Annotated in this window: 13 protein-coding genes; 7 read left to right on the top strand and 6 right to left on the bottom strand. The window is 70.5% G+C overall.

Annotated elements, in window-relative coordinates; translation table 11 throughout:
- Nucleotides 1–402: 402 nt before the first annotated feature.
- From OG214_RS35760 to OG214_RS35740, 5 genes are all read left to right on the top strand, one after another.
- Nucleotides 403–2154 (top strand): glycoside hydrolase family 6 protein, encoded by a 1752-nt coding sequence (locus tag OG214_RS35760; RefSeq protein WP_405987115.1) that lies wholly within the window; start codon nucleotides 403–405, stop codon nucleotides 2152–2154.
- A gap of 275 nt (nucleotides 2155–2429) precedes the next feature.
- Nucleotides 2430–5075, top strand: a complete 2646-nt coding sequence (gene lanKC, locus OG214_RS35755; RefSeq protein ID WP_405987114.1) for a class III lanthionine synthetase LanKC — start codon at nucleotides 2430–2432, stop codon at nucleotides 5073–5075.
- A gap of 61 nt (nucleotides 5076–5136) precedes the next feature.
- A complete protein-coding gene (locus OG214_RS35750) occupies nucleotides 5137–5265 on the top strand; it encodes a SapB/AmfS family lanthipeptide (RefSeq protein ID WP_365904278.1) in 129 nt (42 codons plus the stop codon).
- A 173-nt stretch (nucleotides 5266–5438) separates the two neighbouring features.
- Nucleotides 5439–7421 carry an ABC transporter ATP-binding protein gene (locus OG214_RS35745; protein WP_405987113.1) on the top strand — a complete coding sequence of 661 codons (1983 nt, stop codon included), beginning with the start codon at nucleotides 5439–5441 and terminating at the stop codon, nucleotides 7419–7421.
- On the top strand, nucleotides 7418–9226 hold the full coding sequence (locus OG214_RS35740; RefSeq protein ID WP_405987112.1) for an ATP-binding cassette domain-containing protein: 1809 nt from the start codon (nucleotides 7418–7420) through the stop codon (nucleotides 9224–9226). The genes OG214_RS35745 and OG214_RS35740 overlap by 4 nt, the downstream gene beginning before the upstream one ends.
- A 22-nt stretch (nucleotides 9227–9248) precedes the next feature.
- On the opposite strand, the gene OG214_RS35735 is transcribed toward OG214_RS35740, so the two are convergent.
- Nucleotides 9249–9944, bottom strand: coding sequence for a DNA-binding response regulator (locus OG214_RS35735; protein ID WP_405987111.1), 696 nt, complete (start codon nucleotides 9942–9944; stop codon nucleotides 9249–9251).
- Between the two features lie 249 nt (nucleotides 9945–10193).
- On the opposite strand from OG214_RS35735, the gene htpX reads away from it, so the two are divergent.
- Together htpX and pspAB are read left to right on the top strand one after the other, a co-directional pair.
- On the top strand, nucleotides 10194–11099 hold the full coding sequence (htpX, locus tag OG214_RS35730; RefSeq protein ID WP_363085797.1) for a zinc metalloprotease HtpX: 906 nt from the start codon (nucleotides 10194–10196) through the stop codon (nucleotides 11097–11099).
- Nucleotides 11100–11134: 35 nt separating this feature from the next.
- The gene (gene pspAB, locus OG214_RS35725; protein WP_405987110.1) at nucleotides 11135–11719 is read left to right on the top strand and encodes a PspA-associated protein PspAB; all 585 of its coding nucleotides are present in this window, start codon (nucleotides 11135–11137) and stop codon (nucleotides 11717–11719) included.
- 11 nt (nucleotides 11720–11730) lie between these two features.
- Here pspAB and OG214_RS35720 read toward each other — a convergent pair whose 3' ends face one another.
- The 5 genes from OG214_RS35720 to OG214_RS35700 form a co-directional block, all read right to left on the bottom strand.
- Entirely contained in the window at nucleotides 11731–12297 is a 567-nt protein-coding gene (locus OG214_RS35720) for a signal peptidase I (protein WP_405987109.1), read from the bottom strand.
- On the bottom strand, nucleotides 12294–12881 hold the full coding sequence (locus OG214_RS35715; RefSeq protein ID WP_363085800.1) for a hypothetical protein: 588 nt from the start codon (nucleotides 12879–12881) through the stop codon (nucleotides 12294–12296). The genes OG214_RS35720 and OG214_RS35715 overlap by 4 nt, the downstream gene beginning before the upstream one ends.
- A 420-nt stretch (nucleotides 12882–13301) precedes the next feature.
- Entirely contained in the window at nucleotides 13302–14174 is an 873-nt protein-coding gene (locus OG214_RS35710; RefSeq protein ID WP_363086250.1) for a serine protease, read from the bottom strand.
- 83 nt (nucleotides 14175–14257) lie between these two features.
- Complete coding sequence (locus tag OG214_RS35705; protein ID WP_383030934.1) at nucleotides 14258–15439, bottom strand: L-talarate/galactarate dehydratase; 1182 nt, start codon at nucleotides 15437–15439, stop codon at nucleotides 14258–14260.
- Nucleotides 15440–15802: 363 nt separating this feature from the next.
- Nucleotides 15803–16990 carry a S8 family peptidase gene (locus tag OG214_RS35700; RefSeq protein WP_405987108.1) on the bottom strand — a complete coding sequence of 396 codons (1188 nt, stop codon included), beginning with the start codon at nucleotides 16988–16990 and terminating at the stop codon, nucleotides 15803–15805.
- Nucleotides 16991–17135: the final 145 nt, after the last annotated feature.

Here is a 17135-nt window from a genome sequence, read left to right as displayed (position 1 = left end):
GGGCGGGAGTGCGAACCAGTGGGAGCGCTCCCAAGCGTCGAGCGGTTGTGGGGAGGTGTCAAGAGTTCGAACAAGACGCACGTCCGGGCGAGTCCGTCCGTAAAAGAAGTCAACGGGACTGTTGACGCACGCCACTTCGGCGCTACCGTCGAACGCAACCAGTGGGAGCGCTTCCATCAGTCATACGCCGTGTCAGGCGGCGTATCGGCCATCGAGGAGTCGCTCCGTGCGAGCACCACCACACCTCGGCGCGCCGCTCCGTGTCCCGGCGTGCCGCTCTTCGCCACGGCCCCGTCCGCGGATCCGGCGTCCCCTGTCGCCGCCGCCTGGCACGCGCATCTCGCACCACGGCACGCCGACCGACTTCGGCGTGGGATTCCGTGACCATCTGAAGGGACTCTCATGAGCCGCACCACCGCTCCTCCACGCCGTGCCCGTACGGCGCTGCTCACCGCGAGCGCGCTGATCGCCGCCGCGGCCGGCACCGCGACCGTGCTGAACGGGCCCGCCTCCGCCGCGGCGGCGGGCTGCACCGTGGACTACAAGATCCAGACGTCATGGGACAGCGGCTTCACCGCCAATGTCAGTGTCACCAACACCGGTGACGCGGTCAGCTCCTGGAATCTGCAGTGGAGTTTCGCCGGCAACCAGAGGGTGACCCAGGGCTGGAACTCGGCCATCACCCAGACCGGCGCGGCGGTCTCCGCCGCCAACGCGGCCTGGAACGGCACACTGGCCACCGGTGCCTCGGCGTCCTTCGGCTTCAACGCCTCGGCGACGGGGACCAACGCCGTACCGGCCGTCTTCAAGCTGAACGGTGTCACCTGCGGCACACCGGGCGGTGGCGATCCCTCGACCCCGCCGCCCACCGACCCGCCGCCGACCACTCCCCCGCCGGCCGGCTCCAAGGTCGACAACCCCTACGCGGGCGCCGGGGTGTACGTGAACCCGGAGTGGTCCGCCAAGGCCGCCGCCGAGCCGGGCGGCACCAGGGTCTCCAACCAGCCGACGGGTGTCTGGCTGGACCGGATCGCGGCCATCGAGGGCGTGGGCGCCGGGATGGGGCTGCGCGACCATCTCGACGAGGCGCTGCGGCAGGCGGCGGGCGGGCCGCTCGTCGTCCAGCTCGTCATCTACAACCTGCCGGGCCGTGACTGCTCCGCGCTCGCCTCCAACGGAGAGCTGGGCCCGACGGAGATCGACCGCTACAAGAGCGAGTACATCGACCCGATCGCCGCCATCCTCGGTGACAGCAAGTACGCGAGCCTGCGGATCGTGACGACCGTCGAGATCGACTCGCTGCCCAACCTGGTCACCAATGTCACGCCGCGAGCGACCGCCACCCCGCAGTGCGATGTGATGAAGGCGAACGGCAACTACGTCAAGGGAGTCGGCTACGCGCTGAACCATCTCGGCGCCGTCTCCAACGTCTACAACTACGTGGACGCGGGCCACCACGGCTGGATCGGCTGGGACGACAACCTCGGCCCCTCGGCGCAGATGTTCAAGGAGGCCGCGACCGCCGAGGGCAGCACCGTCGACAAGGTGCACGGCTTCATCGTCAACACCGCCAACTACGGTGCGACGAAGGAGAACAACTTCACCATCAACGACAATGTGGCGGGCCGGTCGGTCCGTGAGGCGAAGTGGGTGGACTGGAACCGCTACGTCGACGAGCAGTCGTTCGCCCAGGCCTTCCGGCAGCAGGCCGTCAGCGTCGGTTTCCGGTCGGACATCGGCATGCTGATCGACACCTCCCGCAACGGCTGGGGCGGTACGGCCAGGCCCGCCGGACCCGGCGCGCAGACCAGTGTGGACACCTATGTGGACGGCGGACGGTACGACCGCAGGATCCACCTGGGCAACTGGTGCAACCAGTCCGGGGCCGGGCTCGGTGAGCGGCCGAGGTCGGCGCCCGCCGCCGGGATCGACGCGTACGTCTGGATGAAGCCCCCGGGCGAGTCCGACGGCGCGAGCAAGGAGATCCCGAACGACCAGGGCAAGGGCTTCGACCGGATGTGCGACCCGACGTACACCGGTAACCCGCGCAACAACAACAACCTGTCAGGGGCTCTGCCCGACGCGCCGCTCTCCGGTGACTGGTTCTCCGCGCAGTTCCAGGAGCTGCTGAAGAACGCCTACCCGGCGCTGTAGAGCACCGGACGAGCGGCAAGCACCAAGCACCGAACACCGAGCACCGAACACCGAACACCGAACAGCACGGGACCGGCGGACCGGGTGTCCGCCGGTCCTTCGCCGGGTCCTGGCCGGTCCTTCTCAGGTCCTGGCCGGTTCTACGCGGGTCATTCAGCGCACGACCAGCACCAGTTACTCATGAGTAGTACACGGCGCGGAGGTGACATCGACGACTTACTCGCGTTCCGGCGGCCATGACAGCGTTGACACCGTCACCGGCCGAGGGAGCGTGTGTGAACAAGGGTTACGCCATATTCTGCGACGCAGACCGGCACTTCTACGACGCACCGCACCGGCTGTCGTCCACCAGCGGCCCGGACCACGAGGCCCTGTACGAGGCCGCCAGGCGCCCGGCACCCGCCGGCTGGCAGCGCCATCGCGCCGGTGACTGGCTGGCCTGGCGCCCGCTCACCCACCAACTGCCGTCCCAGGGCTGGAAGATCCATGTGTCGGCGGGTCTGGACAACGCCGAATCGGTCCTGGACCGCGTCATGAGTTACTGCGTGCCGCGCGACATCGCCTTCAAGTTCATGCCGAGCCGCTATCTGCTGCACACCCGCAACGCCAAGTACGCGGACCGCGGCGCCAGCGGGAAGTTCATCACCGTGTATCCGGCCGACGACCGGCGGTGCGGCATCATCGCGGCGGAACTGGACGCCCTGCTGGCGGGCGAGACGGGACCGTACATCCTCAGCGACCTCCGCTGGGGCGGTGGCCCGGTCCATCTCCGCTACGGCAGCTTCACCCGGCGCAACTGCTACGACGCCGACGGCGAGCTCCGCCCGGCCATCGAGAACGCCGAGGGACGGCTCGTACCTGATGTGCGGGGGCCAGTCTTCCGCGTTCCCGACTGGATCACTCCCCCGTCCTTCCTGCGGCCGCATCTCGAAGCGCGCGACGCCGTGTCCGTCGCGGACCTGCCGTACACGGTCGAGCGCGCGCTGCACTTCTCCAACGGCGGGGGCGTCTACGCCGCGCGGGACAACAGGACCGGCGAGAAGGTCGTCCTGAAGGAGGCGCGTCCGTACGCCGGTCTGGCCGCCGACGGCGCCGACGCCGTCACCCGGCTGAGACGTGAACAGGAGGCGCTGGAACGGCTGTCGGGGCTGGCCTGCACCCCGGAGGTGCTCGACAGCTTCACCCTGGGGGACCATCACTTCCTGGTGCTCCAGTACATCGAGGGCAAACCGCTCAACACGTTCTTCGCCCGGCGCCATCCGCTGATCCACGCCGACCCGGACGCGGCCCGCCTCGCGGATTACACCGCCTGGGCGCTGCGGATCCACCGGCTCGTCGAGGAGGCCGTCGAGGCGGTGCACGGGCGCGGTGTGGTCTTCAACGATCTGCACCTGTTCAACATCATGGTCTCCGAGGACGAGTCGTCCGTGGTGCTGCTCGACTTCGAGGCCGCCGCGCCCGTCACCGTCAACGGACGCCAGACCGTGGCCAATCCGGCCTTTGTCGCACCGCCCGACCGGCGCGGCTTCGATGTCGACCGCTATGCCCTGGCCTGTCTGCGGCTGGCCCTGTTCATACCGCTGACCAGTCTCTTCGTCATCGACCGTGCCAAGGCCGCGCATCTCGCCGAGATCGTGGCGCGGGAGTTCCCCGTCGAACGCGCGTTCCTCGACGAAGCCGTCACCGAGTTGCTCCGTGACCCCGTGGGCGACCGGGCGACAGCCGCTCGCCCACGGGTGGCGGGAGGCGGCCCCGCCCAGGGGCCCGTGGCGGGCGACGGGCACGCCATGGGCCCCTGTCTGCCGGCCGAGCCCGCCGACTGGCCCCGGAGCCGGGACTCCATGGTGAACGCCATCCTCGCCTCGGCGTCGCCCGACCGCGAGGACCGCTTCTTCCCCGGTGACATCGCCCAGTTCGGCACGGAGGGCGGCGGTCTGTCGTTCGGCTACGGAACGGCCGGGGTGCTGTACGCGCTGGAGGAGAGCGGCGCGGGCCGGTGTGTTCCGGCGGAGGAGTGGCTGCTGCTGAGAACGAAGGAACCCGCCTCCGGCACACCGCTCGGTTTCTACGACGGTCTGGCCGGTCTCGCCTGGACACTGAACCGGCTCGGGCACACCCAACGCGCCCTGGAACTCGCCGAGCTGACGCTTAATCAGTCATGGGAGTCCCTGCCGCCCCCTCTCCACAGCGGCATTGCCGGGCTGGGGCTGGCGCTGAGCGACCTCGCGGCGGCGTCCGGGGAATCCGCGCTGGACGACGCGGCGCTGCGCTGCGCCGAGCTGGCCGCCCGTGTAGTGTCGGACGGTCCGGCGCGGCCGGGCACCGGACTCTCCCGCGCCGGACTGCTGTACGGCGCGTCCGGCCTCGCCCTGTTCTTCATCCGCCTCTACGAACGCACCCACGACACCGCGCTGCTCGATCTCGCGGCCGAGGCGCTCCGTCGCGACCTGGCCCGTTGCAGACACGGCGCTGGCGGAGCCCTCCAGGTCGACGAGGGATGGCGCACCATGCCGTATCTGGGGGCGGGCAGCGTGGGCATCGGCATGGTGCTCGACGACTATCTCGCGCACCGCGCGGACGACGCGTTCGAACGGGCACGCGGTGAGATCGTACGGGCGGCACAGTCCAACTTCTACGCGCAGCCCGGACTCTTCCGCGGCACCGCGGGAATGGTGCTGTATCTCAGCCGCACCACGGCCCCGGGCCAGGGCGCGGGACCGGCGGGCGTACGGCGCCAGATGGACGCCCTCTCCTGGCACGCCATGACCTACCGCGGCCAACTGGCCTTTCCCGGTGAGCAGATGATGCGGCTGTCGATGGATCTGTCGACCGGTACGGCGGGGTGCCTGCTGGCCCTCGCCGCCGCCTCGACCGGCCGTCCGGCCCAACTGCCCTTCCTCCCGCCGCTCAGGCGGCCCTAGAGCCGGCTCCCGCCAGGAGCCGAAACAGAGCACACCGTCCCCAAGAATGAGAGGCAAGACAATGACCCTTCTCGACCTGCAGTCGATGGAGACCCCGAAGGAAGAGGCGATCGGCGACGTGGAGACCGGGAGCCAGGCGAGCCTGCTGCTCTGCGGCGACAGCAGCCTGAGCCTCTTCACCTGCAACTGACGTCACGAGTGGTGACAGCGCAGGTGAACGATGTCGTCCGGCACCCGCCGGCGTGATGTGACGGACGGCTTCCCACGCTGATCAGCGGAACAACGGGGTCCCGGGCGGCGATCAGGTCGCCGCCCGGGGCCCCCGCCCGGCCGCGATCCGGCCCGGAGGAGGACCCCGCTCCCATGGTGTTCCAGCGCCGACACCGGCACCGACACCGGCATCCGTCGCCCAAGGACCATGACCATGACCGCGCCGCACCGCTCCTGGCGCGGTCCGACCCGCGTCCGCCACCCGATACGGGTGCGCCGCGGCGCTCCGGTCCGCTGCTCGGCGCGGCCCGGCACAGCGCGGGCCTTGTCGCGTTGGTGTTCCTCTGCTCGGTCGCTTCGGCCGGAGCCTCCCTCGTCCTGCCCGCGGCCGTCGGCCGGACCCTGGATCTGCTGCTGGACCACGACGGCGGAGCCGGGTTCTGGCTGCTGCTGTGCGTTGTCGCGATCACCGCCGAAGTGCTTCTCGACGCCTTGGTGGCCCTGGTGAGCGGCACGGCCAACGCCCGTTCGACCGCCTGGTTGCGGCTCGGGGGCCTGACCCGGCTGATCGCGGCGTCACCCGAGCGGGGCTCCCGCTTCTCCCCCGGCGACATGGCGGCGAGGCTCTCCGCCAACGCCACCGAGGCCGCGGCCGCGCCGGTGACCGCCGCCTCACTCGCCGCGTCGCTGCCCGCGCCGGCCGGGGCGATCGTCGCGCTGTTCCTCATCGACCTCTGGACGGCCGTCGCCTTTCTCGCCGGACTCCCTCTGCTCTTCCTGGTGCTGCGCGCCTTCACCCGCGACTCCTCCGACAGCGTCGCGCGGTACCAGCGGGTGCAGTCCGACATCGCCTCCCGTCTCGTCGAGGCGCTGGGCGGCGCGCGGACCATCGCCGCCGCCGGTACGACGGAGCGCGAGATCGGCCGTGTCCTCGCTCCGCTGCCCGAACTGGACGTCCAGGGACGGCGTATGTGGCGTGTGCACGGCCGGGCGGTGGCGCGCGGCGGTGTCCTGATGCCCCTGCTGACGACCGGTGTGCTGGCGGTCGGCGGAGTACGGCTGGCCTCGGGCGCGATCAGCGTCGGTGAACTGCTGGCCGCCTCCCGGTACGCGGCGCTGGCGGCCGGCGTCGGAGCCACCGCCGGATTTCTCGGCTCGCTGGTACGGAGCCGGGCCGCGGCCCGCAGAACCGCCGAACTGCTGGACCTGCCCGCCCTCGCCCATGGCACCGCGTCCCTGCCGCCGGACGGACCGGGCACACTCCGGCTGCGCGGGGTACGGGTGGTACGCGACGGCCGGCCGCTGCTCGCCGGTGTGGATCTGGAGATCCCCGGGGGCGTCTCGGCGGCCGTGGTGGGCCGTTCCGGAGCGGGCAAGTCCCTGCTCGCCGCCGTCGCCGGGCGGCTCACCGAACCGGACGAGGGCTCCGTACTGCTCGACGGCGTCCCTCTGGCCGCCGTCGAGCCGGGGCAGTTGCGCCGCGAGGTCGGCTACGCCTTCGCACGGCCCGCCCTCTGGGGCGACACGATCGGCGAGGCCCTGGCGGGCGGCGCCGAGCGGGTCTCCCCGGACCGGGTACGGGCGGCGGCCCGCGCGGCGGGCGCGGACGCGTTCGTACGACTGCTCCCCCAGGGGTACGACACACCGCCGGGCGAGGCACCGCTGTCCGGCGGGGAACTCCAACGGCTCGGTCTGGCACGGGCGTTCGCGCACGCGGGGCGGCTGCTGATCCTCGACGACGCCACCTCCAGCCTGGACACCGTCACCGAGCGGCAGGTGGAACGCGCCCTGGCCCAGGACGTCCGGGCGGGCACCCGGCTGATCATCGCGCACCGGCTCTCCTCGGCGGTCCGGGCGGATCTGGTGATCTGGCTGGAGGAGGGGCGGATACGGGCGGTGGGACCGCACACGGAGCTCTGGCGCTCCCCGGCCTACCGCGACATCTTCGCGACGCCGGACCCGGTGCCGGAGCCGGAGCCGGAGCCGGGCCCGACGCCGGAGCCGGAGCCAGACCCGGTGCCGGAGCCAGGCCCGGTGCCGGTGATGGCACCGGAGCACTCCGCGCCGTCCGCGCGCCCCGCCCCGTACGGAACGGCGCGCGTGATGGCCGACCCGAAGGAACGGCCCGGCCGGTGACGGCGAAGGAAAACGCCGGCCGGGCTCCCACCGAGGACAGGGGCACGCCGCACCAGGGCCGGGGCCCGCTGCGCCGGCTCCTGCCACGTGGCCGCCGCTTTCTGTCGCGCAGAAAGGGAGTTCTGCTCAGACTCACCGGTTGGTCCCTGCTGGAGTCCGCGCAGACCTTCCTCGGCGGCTACTGCCTGGCGCGCGCCCTGGACCACGGCTTCCTGGCGGGACGGACGGGCCCCGGTCTGGTGTGGCTGGCCGTGGCGGCCGGGGCGATCCTCCTCGGCGGCCCGCTCGTACGCGGTGTCTTCGCCGAACTGGCCTCGCTCGTGGAGCCGTTGCGGGATGCCCTGGTCCGCCGGGCGGTGAGCCGGTCGCTCCGCCGGGCGGTGGCCGATCCGGCGCGTCCGGACGCCGGCGCGGTCTCACGGCTCACCCATCAGACCGAGATCGTGCGGGACACCTTCGCGGGTCTGGTGCTCACCGCCCGGTCCTTTGTGTTCACGCTGGTGGGGGCGGTGGCCGGACTGCTGACGCTCGCGCCGCTGTTCCTGCTCGTGGTCGTACCGCCGCTGGCCCTGGGACTGCTGCTGTTCCTCGCCACCCTGCGCCCGATGGCCGCCGCCCAGCGCGCGTTCCTGGACACCGACGAGGCGCTCGCCGAGCGCGTCGGCGCGATCGGCTCCGGTCTGCGCGACATCGTGGCCTGCGGTACGGGAGCGGAGGTGGCGGACCGTACGGAGCGGCTGATCGACGCGGGGGCCCGCACCTCGCGCGTCCTGGCCCGCTGGGCGGCCGTCCGTACGCTGGCGCTCGGGGTGGCCGGGCAGCTCCCCGTGATCGCGCTGCTGGCCACCACCCCCTGGCTGCTGCGCCATGGAGTGACGGCGGGCGCCCTGCTGGGGGCGCTGGCCTATCTCGTCCAGGCGCTGCTGCCCGCCCTCCATACGCTGATGACCGCTCTGGGGGCGGCGGGAACCCGGCTGCTCGTGGTCCTGGAACGGTTCGAGGACCGAACGGCGGTTCCGACGCCCACGGCACCGGAACCCCCGGCGCGTCCGGCGCCGGATCCGGCGGCGGGCGGCTGTGCCCCGTCCGCGCGCCGGACCCGGCCCGCCGTGGAGATCCGCTCGGTGACGGTGGCGTACGGTCCCGGTGCGCCTCCCGTGCTCGACGGTCTCGATCTGACCGTGGAACAGGGCGAACACATGGCCGTCGTCGGACCGAGCGGTATCGGCAAGTCGACTCTCGCCGGTGTGATCGCGGGCCTGCTCACCCCCGGCCGGGGAACGGTCCTGCTGGCGGGCGAGCCCGTCTCGGGCCCGCCGACGAGCGCGTCCGCGGAACGCCGTGTACTGATACCGCAGCAGGCGTACATATTCACCGGCACCATCCGTGACAATCTGCTGCATCTGCGTCCCGACGCGTCGTCCGCCGAGCTGACGGCGGCCGTCGACGCGCTGGACGCCGCCGGGCTGGTCGGCCGGCTCGGCGGACTGGACGCGACGGTCGAGCCCGCGAAGCTCTCGCAGGGCGAGCGTCAGCTGCTCTCCTTGTGCCGCGCGTATGTCTCCTCCGCGCCCCTCATGATCCTGGACGAGGCCACCTGTCATCTCGATCCGGTCGCGGAGGCACGGGCGGAACGGGCACTGGCCGAACGTCCCGGCACGCTGATCGTGATCGCGCACCGGCTGTCGTCCGCGCGCCGCGCGGACCGCGTTCTCGTACTGGACGGCACCCGGCCCGCCTGCGGAACCCATGAGGAGCTGCTGACCGGATCCGCCCTCTACCGTGATCTGGCGGGCCACTGGTGATCCGCCGGCCGGCCCGGCCCGGTCAGAGCCAGCCGGCGCCCTGGGATATACGGACCGCGTCCAGGCGATTGCGTCCGCCGACCTTCCGTATCGCGGCGGCCAGATAGTTGCGTATCGTCCCCTTGGACAGATGCAGGGACCGCGCGATTTCATCGATCGACGCGCCCTCCGCCGCCCTCGCGAGAACACCGAGTTCGCGCGGGGTCAACGGCATCTTGGCGGCCTGAAGAAAATCGAAGGCCAACGATTCGTCGATAAATCGCTCACCTCTTGACACTCTGTGAATGGCCTCGACCAATCGCCGGGGTTCACCGTCCTTGTTGACATAACCGAGAGCTCCCGCGTCAAAAGCTCTACGTAAAGCTCCCGGCTTCCGTACGGTGGCGAGAACCAGCAGGCCGGGGCCATGGCCCAGGTCACCGTAGGCGGACGCCGTCTTGCCCGTGCGTCCCGGAGAATGCTCAGAAGAATCCAGACAGTCGATATCGGCCACATACACATGGGGCGGTGTTCCATACGTCCCGTGGAATGGCGTACACCCCGGAGCCGACGAAACATCGAGTGTGGTTTCGGCCCGCAACAACGCCACCAGTGCCGAGCGGAACAGACTTACATGGTGTACCACATGGACCCGGATCATGTCCTGCCTCCTCTTGTTGTCATCGCCCACACCACAATGCCCGGCGAAAGCGGCCGAGAACGCGAAATTCGTCAGCAAGGGAGGCACTTTTCGGTGCACGCCATGCACCCGCGTGCGACAGTGCGCCCACGCGCGCGCCCAGCGGGACGGCGTAAGGACACATGAAGGGTTCACGTGAGCCCTGTCGAGCGCCAGGCCCTGCCCGGCGGATCTTCATGGGCCCAGGACGGCCGGACCCCCTCCGCACGCTCTCCATATACCCCACTTATTCCGTTTCGCCGGGAAAGGAGGAAAATAGCAGGAGAGAGTCCCCTTGGAGGCGAAGCGATGAAACAGACCCGCTACACCCAGGACCACGGTCTGACCACCCGCATGGTGACCACCATGTTTCTGATCGGCCTGCTGTATGTGGTCCTGGTCGGTGTGCTGCTTGCGGTGCTGGGCAAGTTCTGGCCCATCATCCTGATCGTCGCGGGTGCGCTGTTCATCGCGCAGTTCTGGTTCAGCGACCGCATCGCCGCCTTCGGCATGGGCGCGCGTGAGGTCACCCCCGAGCAGGCACCCGAGCTGCACGGCGCCGTCGACCGGATCTGTGCGCTGGCCGATATGCCCAAGCCACGGGTGGCGATCGCGCAGAGCGACATCCCGAACGCCTTCGCCACCGGCCGCAGTGAACGCAGTGCCCTGGTCTGCGCCACCACCGGACTGCTGCGCAGGCTGGAACCGGAGGAGCTGGAAGGCGTCCTGGCGCACGAGATGTCGCATGTCGCCCACCGCGATGTGGCGGTGATGACGATCGCCTCATTCCTCGGTGTGATGGCGGGTCTGATCACCCGTTTCGCGCTCTACAGCGGACTGTCGAACAGCGCCAGGAACGCCGGCCCGGCCGGTCTGGCGATCATGGTCATTCCGCTGGTCAGCTCGGTCGTCTATGTGATCGGGTTTCTGCTGACCCGGCTGCTCTCGCGCTATCGGGAGCTGTCCGCGGACCGCGCCGCCGCGCTGCTGACCGGCCGCCCTTCGGCACTCGCCTCGGCCCTGACCAAGGTGAGCGGGCAGATGGCCCGGATACCGACGCGGGACCTGCGGAAGGCCGAGCCGTACAACGCGTTCTACTTCGTCCCCGCGTTCTCCTCGAAGGAGAGCCTGAGCCGGCTGTTCTCCTCCCATCCGACCCTGGAGCAGCGTCTGGAGCAGCTCGCCCGGCTCTCCGCCGAACTCGCCCGCCCGTGACCGGGCCCCGACCCGAGCAGCGAGGAGCTGGTCCCGTGGGTCTTCTCGACACCATCCTCGGCCGGAGCAAACCCGTCCGTCCCCACCTCGACCAGCTCTTCGCCCTCCCCTCCGCCGCACTCACCCTCCAGGCCGGCGCCGGGTTCGTCCCCACCGGACTGGGTTCGGTGTGTTTCGCGGGCGTCGAGGGCGGGGGCTTCGCCCGGATCCGACAGGACGTGGAGGAACTGCTCGACGCGGACTCGGGACGGGCCGGTCACCCGGTGGAGTTCAGCCAGGACTCGTACGGCTATACGTGGCTGCTCGCCCGCCGGCCGCCCGACGACACCGCCGCTCTGGTCAACGATCTGCACGCGGTCAACACACTGCTGGAGGAGGGCGGCTTCGGGCCGCAGCTCCTCTGCTCGCTGATGGGCTTCCGGGACTGGGAGCAGCGGCCTCTCGGGCTCGTCTATCTCTACAAGCGCGGCACGTTCTATCCCTTCGCTCCCCTGCCCGGCGGCAACGAGAAGCGGGACAACCAGCGGGAGCTCCAGGTACGGGCGCTGCTCGGCGACGACCTGCGGATCGAATCCGATCTGGCGCGCTGGTTCCCCGTCTGGGGCGCGCCCGGCCTGTGACGGCGGCTCGGCTACTTGTGCGGGCCGCGGCTGTGCAGTGGCAGAGCGGCGAGTGCGAGCAGAACGGCGAGTCCGAGCAGCATGATCGCCTCGGGCACGGGCTGCCCGGCGCGCCAGAGCTGGACCGGCAGCCCGATCCAGGGCACGCGCAATCGCGCTACACCCCGGAGTGCCGCGGGCCGTACCGGGGTGGAGTCCGGTGTGGAGTTGGCGTCACCTTTGGTGATCAGTTCGTTGCCGGGAAGTACCCGGTGGACCCGGTGGGTAAGCAGACGACCGGGTCGGGTGGGGTCCTCGGCCAGCACGATCCGGCCCACCGCCGGGGTGCGGTCACGCGCCGGCGGCTGGTAGAGAACGACGTCGCCCGGCACCAGGGCGGGACGCATGGAGCCGGACTGCACCACGCCCGCTGTCCAGCCGAGCGCCATCACGGGCAGATGCGCCCACACCAGCAGCCCGACCATCGAGCCGACCACGGTACGTGAGAGGACAGCGGTGGCCACGCGGACCGGATGCGGGGCGCCCTTGGCCTCGGGGTGGCGGAGCGCTCCGACGGCCAGGTCGCTCGGGAGAGTCACTCGCGTTCCCGCGCTTCCCAGGTGAAGGTCACTTCGTTGACGGTCTCGCCCTGCGCGCCGTTGGGTGCGCTCGGGCTGAACTTCCACGCGAAGCGGAAGCTCCGCGAGTTGGGCGGCTTGCCGGGCAGGGTCCAGGGACCCACGCCGGTGCGGAAGTCGGTGTGCAGGTTGACGAACTCGTCCAGGGTGCCGTCGAACGCGGTCCTGTGCGGGGTGAAGCCGTCGCAGTTCCCGAAGGTGCCGCCGCTGCCCATCTCGATTCTGAGGTTGACGAACGACTGGAAGTCGTTGGGCCAGTTCGGTGAGTTGCTGTACAGCTTGAGCGCGGTGGGGAACTCGGCGTTCGACTTGATCCTGGCGCAGTTGGAGCCCGTGTCGCCGGGTCGCATGTCCTCGATACTGAACATGGGCTTCCTGCTGTCGTTGCCCAGCCCCGCCGAGGCGGCGGTCCATGTGTTGCCGCTGTTGCTGCTGGTCCCACTCCAGTCGGCGTTGGTGGCACCCCAGACCAGAGCACCGCTGAGCAGTAACCCGAGCGGAACGGGCACCACCTGCGCCAGCACGTTCAGCCAGGGACGCGCCATCGCCGACTCCGTTCAGTTCCGTCGCTTTTGCATCATATTGTCTCCATCTGTCTCACTTGCGGCGGTGCGCCGCTCCGTGTCGCGATCTTCCGAGGCCGAGGCGCACGGGTGCGCCTCTCCGAAACGCGCACCCGCCGCACATCCGCTCCGAGCGGGAGTCGCCCTGTCATGACATCGCGACCGGTGACCACCAGCGACCGCTGTCGGCCGAACGAGGCAACGCGACCCGCTTCGGCCGGCCGGTACCGCTCTCAGCCACGGCCGCGATCGCGTGGTCCGGGATGGGGACCCGGCACATGGACACCGGCGAGGGCCCCGGTGGGAGCGGGCAGGAAAAAAGTCGCGCCGCCGGGCGACCGGCGGCGCGACTGTGCTCCTGGCCTCGGAACCTGAGGGACTGGACCGCCGCGGCGACGGCCCTTACGGCTTGGGCAGGGCGCAGCCCGCGCGGCTCAGATCGATCCTGCTGCCCGTGCCGACGCAGGGCACGATGCCATAGGTCTCCTGGGCGTAGTTGATTCCCTGACGCACCGTCACCGTGCCGTTCTGGTCCACCTCGCACGGGTTGTTGAGCGTGCACCGGCCGCCGGACTCGTTGCCGGTGTTGTTGACGGCGACGACCTTGCCGGTGGTGTCGTCGATCACGGGCGAGCCCGAGGTGCCACCGATGGTGTTGCAGGCGGAGGTGTACCGGACCGAGTCCTTCCAGGTCCAGTCGGCCTCCTTCAGCTGATAGGCGAAGCCGTCGACATTGCAGCTGTAGATGCGCTTCCAGTAGCCGGAGACCACCTTGATCGCACTGCCCTGGACCGGACGTACGGTGTTCAGCTCCAGCGCCGATATCCCGTACGAGCTCTGGATCTGGGCATAGGTGCTGGTGAGCTGGTACAGCGAGATATCGGTGTCGGTCATCGTCGCGTACGCGATCTTGCTGGCGCGCAGGGTCGCGACTCCGGTGCCCGCGGAGTTGAGCAGAGTGAAGGTACGGGTGGAGGCCCGGTCGACGACGACCTGGCCGGGGCCGAGGAAGCCGGTTTCCAGACAGTGGCCGTTGGACAGGACCAGGGCCGGATCACTGGGCTGCGATCCCGGCGTACGGACCACGGAGCCCGAGCAGTTGCTGAGCGCCACCGTACCGGCGTAAGTGACCGCCTTGACCTGGGCTTGGGGCGTCGTGCCGGTCGTGGCAGTCGTCGTCGGCGCCACCGTGTCATGGCTCGCGGCCATGACCGGTGCCGTACCCGCTCCGAGGAGCAGGACGGCGAGGAGCGCGCCGAGGAGAGGCTTCTTCATGTGGGGGTCCCCTCTGTGACCGAAGTGCCTTCGGTTTTGTCATGCGCATTGTGGATGCGAGGACGAAGGCGGGCAACCACGCCTCAGGAAGCGACAGTTGTCTCTTCCGAGGTCCAGGCGGCGGCCTGATCGCTGAGCGAGAGACCCAGTCCCGGGCGGCTCGGCACGGTCATCCGGCCCCCGCGCAGTTCGAGCCGCTCGTTGAACAGCGGCTCCAGCCACTCGAAGTGCTCGACCCAGGTGGCCCGGGGATAGGCGGCGGCGAGATGGAGATGGATCTCCATCGCGAAGTGGGGTGCCATACCGAGGCTCTTGTGGTCGGCCAGGGCCATGATCTGGAGGAAGGGGGTGATGCCGCCGACCCGGGGCGCGTCGGGCTGGATGAGATCGGTGGCCCCGGTCATGATCAGACCGGTGTGCTCGGCGACGCTGGTGAGCATCTCGCCGGTGGCCACCGGGGTGTCCAGGCTCGCGGCCAGCGCCGCGTGCCCCTCGGCGTCGTAGGCGTCCAGCGGCTCCTCGATCCAGGTGAGACCGAACCCCTCCAGGGCGCGGCCCATCCGGGCGGCGGTGGTGCGGTCCCACTGCTGGTTCGCGTCGACCATCAACGGGACGTCGTCGCCGAGGTGTTCCCGTACGGCCTCGACGCGCCGCAGATCCGACCTGCCGTCCGGCTGGCCCACCTTGATCTTGATACCGCCGATGCCCCGCGCCAGCGCGAGGCCGGCGTTCTCCAGCACCTGGTCGAGGGGCATGGAGAGAAATCCGCCGGAGGTGTTGTAGCAGCGGACGGAGTCACGGTGCGCGCCCAGCAGCTTGGCCAGGGGCAGCCCGGCCCGGCGGGCCTTCAGATCCCACAGGGCGATGTCGAAGGCGGCGATGGCCTGGGTGGTCAGCCCGCTGCGCCCCATCGACGCGCCCGCCCAGACCAGCTTCTGCCAGAGCCGTCCGGTGTCGCTGGGATCCTCGCCGATCAGCTCGGGGGCTATCTCGCGGGCATGGGCGTACAGCCCCGGACCGCCCGCCCGCTTGGAGTAGCCGAAGCCGATGCCCTCGTGGCCCCCTTCGGTGGTGATCTCCGCGAAGAGGAACGCGATCTCGGTGAGCGGTTTCTGACGCCCTGTCAGCACTTTGGCGTCACTGATCGGGGCGTGCAGCGGCAGTCGTACGAGCGAGAGACGGACGGCGGAGATACGGTCGAGCGTCGCCTCCCCGGGGGCCGGGGCGAACGGCTTGGCGGAGGAGGGCTGGAGGGCGGATGTCATGACACGGCTCCTTCGAACTACGCGCGTAATACGTCGCATTACGGTGTCGCGTACGGGCCGTCGGGGTGAGGACGGCCGACCGTACGGCTGGGCCGACGGCCGCGCCCTGCGTAGTCGAACCCGTGGAGCCCGGCACGGCGACGAACAGAGCCCTGCCCCTCGACCCGCCCCTCCACGCCTCCGCGCCCCGGACCGGCCCCGGGCGGGTGGCTGATGGAAAACGCCGCCGCCGGTCCGGGGCGGGACCGGCGGCGGCGCGCGGGAGAGGAGACGGACGCCCCCGCCGTGCCGCTGGATTCCCCGAAGTCCGGCGGCCGAAGTCCGGCACTCGCAGTCCGGCGCCCGGAGTCCGCAGTCCGGCGGTCAGAGTCCGCCGGTGTGGAGCAGACGGTTGGGTGAGCCCTTGCTGATGGGCGTCAGCACGTTCTTGCTCGACTGACCGGCGAGCCAGCGCGCGATGTCCCTCGGGCTCGCGTCCGGGTGCTTCTCCTTGTAGAGCACGGCGACCCCGGCGACATGCGGGCTCGCCATGGAGGTACCGCTCTGTGCGACGGCTCCCCCGCCGAGTCCGGCGGAGACGATGGCGGCGCCGGGAGCGTAAGTCGACACGCATTCACCGTAGTTGCTGAACTCGGTCTCACGGTCCTGTCTGTCCGTCGCGCCCACGGTGATCACCTGCCCGGCGCCCGCCGGCGAGACCGCGCAGGCGTCCGCGGACTCGTTGCCCGCCGCGACGACGGGCAGGACGCCCCGGGCCGCGATCGCGTCGACCGCGTCGTCGACCGCCTTGGACGACGGTCCGCCCAGGGACGCGTTGAGGACGGCGGGCCCCTTGGCGTTCTTGGCGATCCAGTCGAATCCGGCGAGGATGCCGGCCCAGGTGCCGTTGCCCCGGCAGTCGAGTACGCGGACGGCGACCAGGGAGACCGCGCGGGCCACGCCGTGGACCGCCCCGCCCGCGGTGCCCGCCACATGGGTGCCGTGGCCGTGGCAGTCCTGACCCTGGCGCCGGTCGGGAACGGTGTCGAAGCCGACGGCGGCACGGCCGCCGAACTCGCTGTGCGCGGTCTCGATACCGGTGTCGACGATGTACGCCGTGACGCCCCTGCCCGTACCGGTCACGGTGAAGTCGTTGTCCAGGGGCAGATTCCGCTGGTCGATCCGGTCGAGCCCCCAGCTCGCGACGGCGCCCCTGGTTCGCGCGGGCGGCCTTCCGGTCAAGGGCGGAGTGACCGAGACACGGCCGTTCTCCTCGACCGCCGCGACCCCGGGGAGCGCGCGTACCGCCCCGAGCTGGGACGGGGTGAGGACGGCGGCGAATCCCCGCAGGGTGGTCTCGTAGGTGAAGAGAGGATCGAGCCCGAGCCGCCGTACCGCGTCGGCCGGGGAGAGCGCGGGCTTCAGTGTGACGATGTACTGGTGCGGGACCGCTCGGGCGGAACGTTCCACCGGGACATGGTCCCCGCCGGGCCCGGCCATGGCGTCGGTACCGCTGAGCAGAGGGACGAGCAGCAGAAGGGCGGCCGGTGCCCAGCGCGTGCGCAGGCGCATGCGTTCTCCTTGGAATGACGGATTCGGTCGCGGACAGAGGTGTACGCGATGTATGAAAACCCGTCCTTCCGGGAGGAAAACCCGTCCTTCGGCCACGACACACGCGCCGCTCGGACGGCATCGGCCGAATGGCGCAGCGCGCCAC

Origin of the sequence: Streptomyces sp. NBC_00872 (genome assembly GCF_045161915.1) — a bacterium.
In the GTDB taxonomy this organism is placed as follows: domain Bacteria; phylum Actinomycetota; class Actinomycetes; order Streptomycetales; family Streptomycetaceae; genus Streptomyces.
Note: the sequence above shows the minus strand (reverse complement) of the source record. Positions and strands in the feature narration are given on the sequence as shown.

What these genes read in the sequence shown, in the direction of transcription:
- OG214_RS35760 (WP_405987115.1), top strand. Translation starts at nt 403, where the DNA reads ATGAGCCGCACCACCGCTCCTCCACGCCGTGCCCGTACGGCGCTGCTC.
- OG214_RS35750 (WP_365904278.1), top strand. Translation starts at nt 5,137, where the DNA reads ATGACCCTTCTCGACCTGCAGTCGATGGAGACCCCGAAGGAAGAGGCG.
- OG214_RS35700 (WP_405987108.1), bottom strand. Translation starts at nt 16,990, where the DNA reads ATGCGCCTGCGCACGCGCTGGGCACCGGCCGCCCTTCTGCTGCTCGTC.
- OG214_RS35745 (WP_405987113.1), top strand. Translation starts at nt 5,439, where the DNA reads ATGGTGTTCCAGCGCCGACACCGGCACCGACACCGGCATCCGTCGCCC.
- OG214_RS35710 (WP_363086250.1), bottom strand. Translation starts at nt 14,174, where the DNA reads ATGAAGAAGCCTCTCCTCGGCGCGCTCCTCGCCGTCCTGCTCCTCGGA.
- OG214_RS35705 (WP_383030934.1), bottom strand. Translation starts at nt 15,439, where the DNA reads ATGACATCCGCCCTCCAGCCCTCCTCCGCCAAGCCGTTCGCCCCGGCC.
- htpX (WP_363085797.1), top strand. Translation starts at nt 10,194, where the DNA reads ATGAAACAGACCCGCTACACCCAGGACCACGGTCTGACCACCCGCATG.
- OG214_RS35715 (WP_363085800.1), bottom strand. Translation starts at nt 12,881, where the DNA reads ATGGCGCGTCCCTGGCTGAACGTGCTGGCGCAGGTGGTGCCCGTTCCG.